General features: G+C 38.3%; 11 protein-coding genes and 1 other annotated feature. Of the genes, 9 read left to right on the top strand and 2 right to left on the bottom strand.

Annotated elements, in window-relative coordinates; translation table 11 throughout:
* Window positions 1-297: 297 nt before the first annotated feature.
* The 9 genes from A9G24_RS11255 to hisIE all read left to right on the top strand — a co-directional run bounded on the left by A9G24_RS11255 (window position 298) and on the right by hisIE (window position 8,393).
* On the top strand, window positions 298-825 hold the full coding sequence (locus A9G24_RS11255; RefSeq protein ID WP_218056297.1) for a hypothetical protein: 528 nt from the start codon (window positions 298-300) through the stop codon (window positions 823-825).
* Window positions 826-1,159: 334 nt separating this feature from the next.
* Window positions 1,160-1,284: a sequence feature (His leader region), on the top strand.
* Between the two features lie 38 nt (window positions 1,285-1,322).
* Complete coding sequence (gene hisG / locus A9G24_RS11250) at window positions 1,323-2,222, top strand: ATP phosphoribosyltransferase (protein ID WP_065639096.1); 900 nt, start codon at window positions 1,323-1,325, stop codon at window positions 2,220-2,222.
* Window positions 2,223-2,226: 4 nt separating this feature from the next.
* Window positions 2,227-3,522 carry a histidinol dehydrogenase gene (hisD, locus tag A9G24_RS11245; RefSeq protein ID WP_065639095.1) on the top strand — a complete coding sequence of 432 codons (1,296 nt, stop codon included), beginning with the start codon at window positions 2,227-2,229 and terminating at the stop codon, window positions 3,520-3,522.
* Window positions 3,523-3,537: 15 nt separating this feature from the next.
* Window positions 3,538-4,596: a histidinol-phosphate transaminase gene (gene hisC / locus A9G24_RS11240; protein WP_065639094.1), complete on the top strand. Its 1,059-nt coding sequence runs from the start codon at window positions 3,538-3,540 to the stop codon at window positions 4,594-4,596.
* 8 nt (window positions 4,597-4,604) lie between these two features.
* Window positions 4,605-5,672 (top strand): bifunctional histidinol-phosphatase/imidazoleglycerol-phosphate dehydratase HisB, encoded by a 1,068-nt coding sequence (gene hisB, locus A9G24_RS11235; RefSeq protein ID WP_065639093.1) that lies wholly within the window; start codon window positions 4,605-4,607, stop codon window positions 5,670-5,672.
* Window positions 5,673-6,260 (top strand): imidazole glycerol phosphate synthase subunit HisH, encoded by a 588-nt coding sequence (hisH, locus tag A9G24_RS11230; RefSeq protein WP_065639092.1) that lies wholly within the window; start codon window positions 5,673-5,675, stop codon window positions 6,258-6,260.
* A gap of 17 nt (window positions 6,261-6,277) precedes the next feature.
* The gene (hisA, locus tag A9G24_RS11225; protein WP_065639133.1) at window positions 6,278-7,015 is read left to right on the top strand and encodes a 1-(5-phosphoribosyl)-5-[(5-phosphoribosylamino)methylideneamino]imidazole-4-carboxamide isomerase; all 738 of its coding nucleotides are present in this window, start codon (window positions 6,278-6,280) and stop codon (window positions 7,013-7,015) included.
* A complete protein-coding gene (hisF, locus tag A9G24_RS11220; protein WP_065639091.1) occupies window positions 6,997-7,773 on the top strand; it encodes an imidazole glycerol phosphate synthase subunit HisF in 777 nt (258 codons plus the stop codon). Before hisA ends, hisF begins: the two co-directional genes overlap by 19 nt.
* Complete coding sequence (gene hisIE / locus A9G24_RS11215; protein ID WP_065639090.1) at window positions 7,767-8,393, top strand: bifunctional phosphoribosyl-AMP cyclohydrolase/phosphoribosyl-ATP diphosphatase HisIE; 627 nt, start codon at window positions 7,767-7,769, stop codon at window positions 8,391-8,393. The genes hisF and hisIE overlap by 7 nt, the downstream gene beginning before the upstream one ends.
* Before the next feature lie 73 nt (window positions 8,394-8,466).
* Here hisIE and cysB read toward each other — a convergent pair whose 3' ends face one another.
* Together cysB and topA are read right to left on the bottom strand one after the other, a co-directional pair.
* On the bottom strand, window positions 8,467-9,438 hold the full coding sequence (gene cysB, locus A9G24_RS11210) for an HTH-type transcriptional regulator CysB (RefSeq protein WP_065639089.1): 972 nt from the start codon (window positions 9,436-9,438) through the stop codon (window positions 8,467-8,469).
* Between the two features lie 170 nt (window positions 9,439-9,608).
* Window positions 9,609-12,218: a type I DNA topoisomerase gene (topA, locus tag A9G24_RS11205; RefSeq protein WP_065639088.1), complete on the bottom strand. Its 2,610-nt coding sequence runs from the start codon at window positions 12,216-12,218 to the stop codon at window positions 9,609-9,611.
* Between the last annotated feature and the right edge of the window lies 1 nt (window position 12,219).

Raw genomic sequence — 12,219 nt, 5'->3', positions numbered from 1 at the left:
ATAGAAAATGAATATCAAGAAATTATTAAAATTAAACAATTCTCATATTCGTGCCAACTATTTATATTGACAATAGACTTGAATAAATTTCGGTGCAAACTCTTTCTTTAGCTTCTTTAGCAAAAAAATTGGCATTAGGATAAAATTTGATATGTTGAATATTATCGTTATAGTTTAGTTATGTTATATATCACTACTTAGGAATATCAAGGCATTTAACGCCGATGAGTAAAAATGAGGTTAGTATGATAATACATTAACGCAAACAACATTTGAAGTCATCAAAAGCGGATACTGATGAGAACTGAGAATTACAACAAGCCTGTACTACCCGAAAAAATGAATATTAATTTAACCATAAAGAAAAAGCCAACCGCGCTAGATGAATATTTAGATAATGATGAAATGGAATTGCCCCCTTTTCATTTTGCTCTTGTTGAGCTATCTCAATATGTTGAAGGATGTATAAATATCACATTCAGTAATGGATTTAATATTACTTTGGATTTGTTTTGTGACTTTTTAATCTGTTTGGATGATATTATTGATTCCATCAATGCCGCTAAGTCATTACACGAAAAAATAAAAGAAATATGGTTTTGTGAGCAAGGTTCTGATTTTTATTTATATTATCAAGTAAAAAATAAAGCAATTTCTTTATCATATAAAAAAGGTAAATCGGTAGGAATGCCTAACAAAGCAATACCTGATTTTTTGATAGAAGTAAGTACATCAGAATACATTACACAATGGGAAAATATTTTTCAGAAGTTAATCATGCTGTTTGAAGAAATACTTGATCAGAAAATACGTGTACCTTTTTAATTTATTTAACATAACATAAGATAAACATTGAACTATTCCCTAAAATAGCACAGTAAAATTGAATAAAAATATTGAAATAGACTACATAATTTTCTACGTTAGTTTTGTACTAATAATGAGGCATGTGCAGGTTAATCATCAATTAAAACAAATTGTCTAATTGACATAAATCGCATCTACTGGTTATTAAATAATTATTTAAAATCGAAAAAAACAGTTGCGAGTAGGCAATTTCTGTTATATTTTGTTCAATAGATTTAATTATTAACTCAGTTAAAGGTTTTTATTTTATGATTTGTTTTTGCGTTTTTGTTACTAATTTTGTGACTAAACATCATCATCACCATCATTCCTGAATAGTCTTCGGGCGATTGGTGCTGGAAGACGTTGATCTTCCGGTGATATCGCAAAAGCAAGCAGAGAACCCTCGGAAGATCAAACTTCCGAGGGTTTTTTGTTTGTGGTTTATAAATTTTTAGATAACTTTGGAGAAAAGTATGTTGGATAATTCGCGTTTACGCATTGCGATGCAAAAATCAGGTCGTTTAAGTGATGAGTCAAAAAAGTTACTGGCACAATGCGGCATTAAGATTAATCTGCAAGAACAGCGTTTGATCGCTTTTGCCGAAAATATGCCTATCGATATCTTGCGAGTTCGAGATGATGACATTCCCGGTCTGGTGATTGATGGCGTTGTCGATATTGGGATTGTCGGCGAGAATGTATTAGAAGAAGAAGTATTAGATAGGCAAGCCGAAGGCGAAAATCCACAATTCAAAAAATTACGCAGTTTAGATTTTGGTGGTTGTCGTTTATCGATAGCCGCGCCTCGTGATTTTGTTTATACAGGTCCTGAATGTTTGAATGATCTGCGTATTGCGACCACTTATCCTCACCTGCTCCGCCGTTATCTTGCACAATATAATGTTACCTTTAAAACCTGCTTACTTAATGGTTCGGTCGAAGTTGCACCGCGCGCAGGACTTGCCGATGTAATTTGTGATTTGGTTTCAAGTGGCGCAACACTTGAAGCAAACGGTCTTAAAGAGATCGAAATTATCTATAAATCAAAAGCCTGTTTAATCCAGCGCAAAGGCGAAATGCCACCAGTAAAACAAGCACTGATAGATAAAATCATGACTCGAATTCAAGGTGTCATTCAGGCACGTGGATCCAAATATATTATGCTACACGCCCCAACCGCCGTTTTAGAAGATGTAGTTGCCCTGCTTCCAGGTGCAGAAAATCCAACCATTTTACCTTTAACCGGTGAACAAAATCGTGTGGCGCTACATATGGTGAGCAGTGAATCACTCTTTTGGGAAACTATGGAAAAACTAAAAGCATTAGGCGCCAGCTCAATTCTGGTCTTACCAATTGAAAAAATGATGGAGTAATAATATGAAACTCTCTTATTGGCAACAATGTACAAATGAACAACAAATAGCGCTATTGACACGCCCTGCTATCACGGCCTCTGATTCGATTAGCAAAGCAGTAGAAGATATTTTGGCTCAAGTTAAACAAAATGGCGATGAAGCATTAATAGCACTAAGCAACAAGTTTGATAAAGTTCAAATTAAGCAGATCAAATTAACTCAAGATGAAATTAAAGCAGCTACTAGTCGCGTTAATTCTGATTTAAAACAAGCTATGCAACTTGCTGTTGCTAATATTAACAAGTTTCACCAAGCACAAGTAAAGCAAGCCATTACGGTTGAAACTATGCCAGGTGTAAAATGTCAGCAAGTGACCCGCCCGATTGATTCAGTGGGACTCTATATTCCCGGTGGTTCCGCCCCTTTATTATCAACCGTGTTAATGCTGGCAATACCAGCTAAAATTGCGGGTTGTCGTAAAGTGATTTTATGTTCGCCGCCACCGATTGCCGATGAAATATTATATGCAGCTGAACTTTGTGGCGTTACCGAGATTTATCAACTTGGTGGAGCTCAAGCGATTGCTGCTATGGCATTTGGTACTGAATCGGTGCCTAAAGTGGCTAAAATTTTTGGTCCAGGCAATGCTTACGTTACCGAAGCCAAACGCCAAGTAAGTCAACGTCTTGACGGTGCCGCCATTGATATGCCTGCGGGTCCTTCTGAGGTGCTGGTTATTGCTGATAGTTCGGCAAACCCTGATTTTATTGCTGCCGATCTGTTATCACAAGCCGAACATGGCCCTGATTCGCAAGTGATTCTGCTTACCCCTGACGAGGTCATTGCGCAAGCGGTATCAATCGCCGTCGATAAGCAACTTGCCCAACTATCGCGCAAAGAGATTGCGGAAAAAGCCTTGAAAGAGAGTCGCTTAATTGTAACGAAAGATTTAACTCAGTGCATTAACATCAGCAATCGTTATGGTCCCGAACACTTAATTATTCAAACAGCCAATGCAGATGAATTAGTTGAACAAATCACCAGTGCTGGTTCAATATTTTTAGGCAATTGGTCGCCTGAATCAGTCGGTGATTATGCTTCTGGGACTAATCATGTACTGCCAACATATGGCTATACCGCAACATATTCTAGCCTTGGGCTGGCTGATTTTCAAAAAAGAATGACAGTACAAAAATTATCGCCAGAGGGCTTAAAAGCAATCGGAAACGCTGTCGAACTTATGGCCGAAGCCGAACAACTGAACGCCCATAAACACGCGGTTACTTTGCGCCTAGCGGCATTAAATTCAATGGGTTAAAAATAGGTGGATAACATGGATATTAATCAATTAGTTAGAAAAAATATTCAGAAACTAACGCCTTATCAATCCGCCCGTCGAATTGGCGGTAATGGTGATGTGTGGCTCAATGCGAACGAATACCCCGTCGCACCACATTTTGAATTAACCGAACAAACCTTAAACCGTTACCCAGAGCCACAACCAGAAAAAGTGATTCAGCGTTATGCTCAATATGCAGGTGTACAACCCGATCAGTTAATTGTTAGCCGCGGTGCTGATGAAGCTATTGAATTATTAATGCGTGCATTTTGCGAGCCTGAAAAAGACAGCATTTTGTACTGCCCACCAACTTATGGCATGTATCAAGTGAGTGCTGAAACGTTAGGCATAAAAACCAAAACAGTCCCAACCAAAGCCGATTGGCAGCTTGATCTTGAGGGTATCGAGCAGCATCTTGATGGCGTTAAACTGATTTATGTTTGTTCACCCAATAATCCAACGGGTAACTTAATTGATCCTGAGGATATTAAAACGTTGCTCAATATTGCTAACAATCGTGCTTTAGTAGTGATTGATGAGGCTTATATTGAGTTCTCCCCTAACTCAACAGTGGTGAGTTGGCTTGCTAACTACTCTAATTTAGTTGTGTTACGTACATTATCAAAAGCATTTGCTTTAGCGGGATTACGTTGCGGTTTTACTATTGCCAATAAGTCAGTGATTGATGCTTTACAAAAAGTCATAGCCCCCTATCCACTCGCTACCCCCGTTGCTGATATTGCGGCACAAGCGCTGAGTAAAGATGGTATTAATGCTATGAAGTTGCATGTAATCAATTTGAACAAACAAAAAGAAAAATTTGCCAGTTCGCTAGCACTGTTATCAGTTGTTGAAAAAATTTATCCGAGTTCGTCCAACTATTTATGTGTGAAGTTTCAAGATAATAAAGACGTGTTTAATATCTTATGGAATAAAGGGATTATCTTACGCGATCAAAGCAAGTCGATTGGCCAAAATAATATGATTCGAATCACCATTGGTACCCAAGCTGAGTGTGAAGCAGTAATTTCTGCGCTCAAGGCAATAAAATAGGAGCAAAAATGTTACAAAAATACTTATTCATTGATCGAGATGGCACATTAATTACCGAGCCTCCAATTGACTTTCAAGTTGATCGTTTTGATAAGCTGGCTTTTGAACCGAATGTGATCCCTGCTCTGCTTAAACTACAAGCAGCAGGATACAAATTAGTGATGGTCACCAATCAAGATGGGCTGGGTACTAGCAGCTATCCACAAGCAGATTTTGATGGACCGCATAATCTAATGATGCAGATTTTTAAATCGCAAGGCGTTAATTTTGAAGATGTGCTAATTTGCCCTCACTTTCCCGAGGATAACTGCGAATGTCGTAAACCTAAAATCCAATTAGTATTACCTTATCTTACCAGTGGTAAACTGGACAAACAAAATAGCTACGTTATTGGCGATAGGATAACGGACATTCAATTAGCTGAAAATATGCAAATCAAAGGGTTACGATATCATCCTGAAGATTTAAACTGGCACGAAATTGCGCAACGATTAACTGTCACTGATCGCTATGCTAAAGTTGAACGCAATACCAAAGAAACGAAAATATTAGTCGAAGTATGGCTCGATCGCCAAGGTGGTAGTCAAATTAATACGGGAATTGGTTTTTTTGATCATATGCTCGATCAAATTGCTACACACGGCGGTATTAAGCTCCATATTCAAGTAGCGGGTGATTTACATATTGATGATCACCACACCATCGAGGATACTGGACTGGCGTTAGGCGAGGCTCTTAAAATAGCACTCGGCGATAAACGCGGCATTACGCGTTACGCATCTGTTATTCCAATGGATGAGTGTTTAGCCAAGTGTGTAATTGATATTTCAGGGCGCCCTTATCTTAAATTTAAAGCGGAGTTTACCCACCAAAAAGTAGGCGAGATGAGCACACAAATGGTTGAGCATTTCTTTTACTCACTGAGTTATGCTATGGCTATCACGTTACACATTGAAACCGAAGGCAATAATGATCATCACAAAGTTGAAAGCTTGTTTAAAGCCTTTGCACGCACATTAAAACAAGCAATCAAAATTAAAAGTGATCAATTGCCAAGTTCAAAAGGAGTGCTATAAATGAAGATTGTCATTCTTGATACTGGCTGCGCTAATCTTTCATCGGTCAAATATGCCGTGCAACGGTTAGGTTATGATCCAATAATTAGCCTTGATCCTGATGTCGTGCTAAGTTCAGACAAACTGTTTCTACCAGGAGTAGGCTCAGCAAGTTCAGCTATGCAAAAACTAAAAGAACGCAATTTAATAGAACTTATCAAAGTTTGTACGCAACCGGTATTAGGGATCTGCCTTGGTATGCAACTTTTAGCGAATTACAGCAATGAAGGGCATGTGCATACTTTAGGAATCATCCCTGAAAACGTTGTTGAAATTCCTGATTATGGTCTACCTTTGCCACACATGGGTTGGAATCAAGTCTACCCAAAAGCCGGTCATCATCTCTTTCGAGATATTCCTGATGATGCCTATTTTTACTTTGTACATGGATACGCGATGCCACTATGCTCAGCAACAATAGCAGAAACCAATTACGGCGAAAGCTTTACCGCTGCCGTACAAAAAGAAAACTTCTACGGCGTGCAATTTCATCCCGAGCGTTCTGGCTCAGCCGGTGCAAAATTGCTCAAAAACTTTTTGGAGATGTAACTATGACAACTTTTCCAATGATTATTCCTGCTCTTGATCTAATTGATGGTAGCGTTGTGCGATTACATCAAGGTGATTATGCGCAAAAGCGCAATTATGGCAATACCCCCCTTTTGCGTTTACAAAATTATGAAAAACAAGGCGCTAAACTATTGCATCTTGTTGATTTAACTGGAGCGAAAAATCCAACCGCGCGCCAAATTTCGTTAATACAAATGTTGATTAATGGCGTACAAGTGCCTATTCAAGTGGGTGGCGGCATTCGTACTGAAAAAGATATACAATCATTACTATCCGCCGGCGCCGCTCGCGTAGTAATTGGCTCAACAGCGATTAAACAACCTGAATTAGTCAAACTGTGGTTCACAAAATATGGCGCAGAAAGATTAGTGTTGGCTCTGGATGTTCACATTGATAATCAAGGCAATAAATATGTTGCCATTCATGGCTGGCAAGAAGATTCAAAACAGACATTAGAACAAGTGATTGAGGATTATTTACCTTATGGTTTACAACATGTACTGTGCACTGATATTTCAAAAGATGGCACACTAAGTGGCTCAAACATTAAATTATATCAAGAAATCAGCCAAAAATACCCACAAATTGCTTTTCAAGCATCTGGCGGTATTGGTCAGTTAAACGATGTTAAAGCACTACAAAATAGTGGCGTAGCAGGTGTGATTGTTGGCCGTGCTTTGCTTGAAGGAAAATTTACTGTTCAGGAGGCAATTTCATGCTGGCAAAAAGAATAATTCCTTGTTTAGATGTTCGTAATGGTCAAGTGGTTAAGGGAGTGCAATTTCGAAATCACGAAATTATTGGTGATATTGTGCCTTTAGCAAAACGCTATGCGCAAGAAGGGGCGGATGAATTGGTTTTTTATGATATTACCGCCTCGTCAGATGGGCGAGTGGTTGATAAAAGTTGGATTGCAAAAGTGGCCGAAGTTATTGATATCCCCTTTTGTGTTGCTGGCGGAATTAAAACCGTTGAAGATGCTGGGCAAATATTAAGCTTTGGTGCCGATAAAATTTCGATTAATTCCCCTGCGCTTACCGATCCCACTTTAATTACAAGGCTTGCAGATCGTTATGGTGTACAGTGTATTGTGGTTGGTATTGATACTTGGTATGACAAAGAATCAAACAATTATCATGTTTATCAATTTACAGGTGACGAAAAACGCACTGTTGCCACAAAATGGAATACACTTGATTGGGTAGAAGTGGTGCAAAAACGTGGCGCGGGCGAAATTGTTCTAAATATGATGAACCAAGACGGCATTCGTAATGGGTATGATCTTGAGCAACTGAAAGCGGTTCGCGGTATTTGCAAGGTGCCTCTGATTGCTTCAGGTGGTGCAGGCAATGTGGCGCATTTTTTACAAGCATTTGACGAAGCTGAAGTTGACGGTGCATTAGCCGCCTCCGTTTTTCATAAGCAAATCATTAATATTGGTGAACTTAAACAATATTTGGCACAACATGGAGTAGATATTCGATTATGTTAACTCAAAATTGCAATACCCAATTAGATTTACAACAACTTGATTGGCAAAAAGTAGATAATTTAATGCCGGTCATTATTCAGCATTATGTTTCTGGTGATGTGTTAATGCTTGGTTATATGAATCAAGAAGCGTTAATACAAACACAAAGCAGCGGTAAAGTCACTTTTTATTCACGCACCAAACAGCGCCTTTGGACAAAAGGTGAAACTTCTGGCAATTTTCTTAATGTTGTGAGTATTTCAACTGATTGTGATAATGATACGTTATTGATTTTAGTGAATCCAGTTGGCCCAACTTGCCATACCGGCTCAACAAGTTGTTTTGCTTCGGCTAAAACCCAATGGGGATTTTTGTTTGAATTAGAACAGATAATTGCTGGGCGTAAAAATGCCGATCCTAAGTCATCCTATACGGCAAAACTGTATCATGATGGCACTAAACGCATTGCCCAAAAAGTGGGAGAAGAAGGCGTTGAAACCGCCCTTGCTGCGACTGTCCATGATCGAGAGGAACTAACAAATGAATCGGCTGATCTTATTTATCATTTATTAGTTTTACTACAAGACCAGAATCTGTCACTACAAGATGTGATTGGCATTTTAAAAACAAGGCATAAATAATAAAAATAATCAAAGTGCGAATCATATCGCACTTTGATTTACATTTTTTTATTATGATAAAAAATAAATCAACTTAGCAAACAGGCAATTTTACCCCATTAAACATCGCTAATACTTCGATATTATTTTCACATAACATGAGTTTATCGACAGTTTGTCGATGTAAATGTGGTGAAAACTGCTGAATAAAATCATACATATAACTGCGTAAAAATAACGAACGCGCAAAAACGATATAGGTTGTGCTGTAAGGGAAAATATGACCAGCACTCAGTACAACAAAATCATCCTCTGAATCATTATTCACCGCCATTTTGGCGACAATGCCAATACCGACGCCCAATTTAACATAGGTTTTAATTAACTCAGCGTCTGTTGTGCTAAAAACAATATTAGGCGACTGATTAGCGCGTAAAAAAGCTTGATTTAAATCTGAACCATCATTAGAAAAATCGTAACTGACTAATGGATATTTTGAAAGTTGTTCAATTGTAATTAAGTTGCTTTTGGCAAGTGGGTGATCTTTCATCACAATCACTGCTTGGTTCCAGTGATAGCAAGGTAAGGCAATCATATCATCGCTAAGCTGTGAAATGTCGGTCACAATAGCCAATTCGGCCTGCCCTGTTTGTGCTTGAGATATGCACTGCGGTGATGATCCTTGCTCCATATGCAAAGTAATATTTGGATATTGTTGCATAAACTGCTGGATCACAACAGGCAAGGCATAACGTGCTTGAGTATACGTTGTGGTAATTGTTAATGAACCTTGATTTGGCTGACTAAACTCTTTGGCAATAATTTTAATATCGCTCGATTTATTGAGGATTTCTCGAGCAAGAGCAATAATTTTTTCACCAACTGGTGTCACTTCTGAAAGGTGCTTACCCACTCGGGTAAATATCTGAACGCCAAGCTCGTCTTCTAATAATTTTATTTGTTTGCTTATACCTGGTTGAGAAGTATACAGTTTTTCGGATGTCAACGATACGTTAAGATCGTTATTGACGACTTCAACAATATAGCGTAATTGTTGCAATTTCATGACACACAAAAGCTCCTTTAACTGTATGCTTTTCTCCCTTTTAATCATATTACAAAAGGGAGAATTGGTAAGGTAAATCTTTTCACAGCCTAGCACAAACAAAAATAATTATTTTTATACTAAAACGCATACTTTCCTGAAACTTTTTGACAAAATTCAGGTGTGCTCACCTATTTTTTATTATTGATCCATTTGCCATCCACATATTGCATCACCCAACCTGTCGACTTACCGTTCACTTCTGAGGTTACATATTGTTGTTTGCTTTTACGGCTAAAACGAACAATGGATGGATTACCGTCAGGATCTTTATTTGGTGCCTCGGTTAAATAAACAAATTTCTCTGGCAGGCGATCTTTAAAACGTTGTAACTCTTCAATCAACGGCGCTCTCGTCTCTCTTGATTTTGGAAAATTATGGGCAGCTAAAAATATTCCTGAGGCACCATCACGCAATACAAAATGTGCATCAGACTTTGTACATTTAAGTTCAGGCAAATCGACCGGATCTTCTTTAGGTGGTGCTACATCACCATTTTTTAAGATTTTACGCGTATTTTTGCAATCTTGATTAGTACAGCCCATATATAAGCCAAATCGTCCTGATTTTAAATGCATTTCAGATCCACATTTTTCACATTCGATAATTGGCCCTTCGTAACTTTTAACTTTAAAGCTACCTTTTTCAACAATAAAACCATCACAAATCGGATTATTGCCACAAATATGCAATTTACGCTCGTTATCAAGCAAATAACTATCCATCGCTGTATGGCATTTTGGACAGCGTTTACGTGCCCTTAAAGCATCGGTTTCGGCTGTTTCAGCTTCTTCCAAAATATTTAAAGTTTCGTGCTCAGGAATTAAGTTAATGGTTTGTTTGCAACGTTCTTTAGGTGGTAACGCATAACCTGAACAGGCTAAAAATACACCTGTACCGGCAGTTTTAATACCCATTTCACGACTACAATTAGGGCATTTAATTTCAGGTGTTAATACTAATGGATTAAGTTGCATACCACCTTTATCAGGCGCTTGTTCGGCAACCTCAAGATGCTGGCTAAAATCACTGAAAAACTGGTCAAGTACTTCGCGCCATTCTTGTTTTTTATGAGCGATTTCATCCAGTGCATGCTCCATACGTGCGGTAAAATCATAACTCATTAGGTCATTAAAGTTTTCGCTAAGTCTATCGGTAACAATTTCACCGATTTTTTCAGCATAAAAACGGCGATTATCTAAACGTACATATCCGCGATCTTGAATTGTCGAAATAATGGTTGCATAAGTCGATGGGCGTCCAATTTCACGTTTTTCAAGCTCTTTAACCAGTGATGCTTCGTTATACCGAGCAGGTGGTTTGGTAAAGTGTTGATTTGGATTTAAACTGATTAAATCGAGTTTGTCGTTGACTGATAACGGTGGTAATATTTTATCTTCATTATTTTTTGCCAATTGTGGTTGTACTTTAGTCCACCCATCAAAACGCAATGTACGACCTTTGGCCTTTAAAGTAAAATCGCCTGATTTAACTGTAATTGTTGTTGAGTTATATTCGGCCGATGTCATTTGACAAGCCACAAATTGACGCCAAATGAGTTGATATAATTTACTCGCATCTGCTTCAATATCACTAATATTATCAGCAAGAATAGTAACATCTGATGGGCGAATCGCCTCGTGCGCTTCTTGTGAATTCTTTTTACTGCTATATACATTAGGAGATTTTGGTAAATATTTATCGCCAAATTTGTTGCCGATATAATCTCGTACCATAGTTAATGCATCTTGACTCAAGTTAGTTGAATCGGTACGCATATAGGTGATATAACCCGCTTCATATAAACGCTGAGCTAGCATCATAGTCTTTTTAACACCAAAACCAAGGCGAGTACTTGCGGCTTGCTGTAAAGTTGAAGTAATAAACGGTGCAGTTGGATTACTTTTAGTCGGTTTTTCTTCAATATTCGTTACTTGATATTGGTTTTGATTAAGTCCTGCTAGCGCAATATCAATGGCAACTTTATCTTTTGGTTCAAACGCTTCGTTTTTATAATGAGTAACTTGTAGGGTTAACGACTCTTTGTGAGCTGTGTTTAAATCAGCAAAAAGATCCCAATATTCTTCAGGAATAAAAGCATGAATTTCACGTTCACGTTCAACCACTAAACGCACTGCAACTGACTGAACACGACCAGCCGATAACCCTCTAGCAACCTTTTTCCAAAGTAATGGCGATAGCATAAAACCCACAACCCGATCCATAAATCGGCGCGCTTGCTGTGCATTGACCCGATCCATATCGAGCATTGATGGCTGGTTAAAGGCATTTTTGATCGCTGTTTTGGTGATTTCGTTAAACACAACACGACGGTATTTACTCTCATCTCCACCAATCACATCTTTAAGATGCCAAGCAATGGCTTCTCCCTCTCTATCCAAATCGGTTGCGAGATAGATCATATCTGCATCTTTAGCCAGTTTTTTTAATTCTGATACCACTCGTTCTTTGCCAGGTAAAATTTCGTAATGCGCTTGCCAACCGTTGTATGGATCAACACTCATCCGATCAACTAAAATCTGTTGTTCGGAGCGTTTAACTTTTTTTTCAGCTTTGTCTTTTGTCTCTTTTGTTGATTTTTCAGCTCGTTGGCTACTACCACTCTTGGGTAGATCGCGAATATGACCTACACTTGATTTAACCACGAAATCTTTGCCAAGATATTTATTAATCGTTTTTGCTTTAGCTGGTGATTCCACAATAACAAGGGATTTTCCCATA

Origin of the sequence: Gilliamella sp. App6-5 (genome assembly GCF_001690525.1) — a bacterium.
GTDB lineage: Bacteria > Pseudomonadota > Gammaproteobacteria > Enterobacterales > Orbaceae > Gilliamella > Gilliamella apicola_H.
Note: the sequence above shows the minus strand (reverse complement) of the source record. Positions and strands in the feature narration are given on the sequence as shown.

What these genes read in the sequence shown, in the direction of transcription:
- hisF (WP_065639091.1), top strand. Translation starts at nt 6,997, where the DNA reads ATGCTGGCAAAAAGAATAATTCCTTGTTTAGATGTTCGTAATGGTCAA.
- hisH (WP_065639092.1), top strand. Translation starts at nt 5,673, where the DNA reads ATGAAGATTGTCATTCTTGATACTGGCTGCGCTAATCTTTCATCGGTC.
- hisC (WP_065639094.1), top strand. Translation starts at nt 3,538, where the DNA reads ATGGATATTAATCAATTAGTTAGAAAAAATATTCAGAAACTAACGCCT.
- A9G24_RS11255 (WP_218056297.1), top strand. Translation starts at nt 298, where the DNA reads ATGAGAACTGAGAATTACAACAAGCCTGTACTACCCGAAAAAATGAAT.
- hisD (WP_065639095.1), top strand. Translation starts at nt 2,227, where the DNA reads ATGAAACTCTCTTATTGGCAACAATGTACAAATGAACAACAAATAGCG.
- cysB (WP_065639089.1), bottom strand. Translation starts at nt 9,438, where the DNA reads ATGAAATTGCAACAATTACGCTATATTGTTGAAGTCGTCAATAACGAT.
- hisB (WP_065639093.1), top strand. Translation starts at nt 4,605, where the DNA reads ATGTTACAAAAATACTTATTCATTGATCGAGATGGCACATTAATTACC.
- hisA (WP_065639133.1), top strand. Translation starts at nt 6,278, where the DNA reads ATGATTATTCCTGCTCTTGATCTAATTGATGGTAGCGTTGTGCGATTA.
- hisG (WP_065639096.1), top strand. Translation starts at nt 1,323, where the DNA reads ATGTTGGATAATTCGCGTTTACGCATTGCGATGCAAAAATCAGGTCGT.
- topA (WP_065639088.1), bottom strand. Translation starts at nt 12,218, where the DNA reads ATGGGAAAATCCCTTGTTATTGTGGAATCACCAGCTAAAGCAAAAACG.
- hisIE (WP_065639090.1), top strand. Translation starts at nt 7,767, where the DNA reads ATGTTAACTCAAAATTGCAATACCCAATTAGATTTACAACAACTTGAT.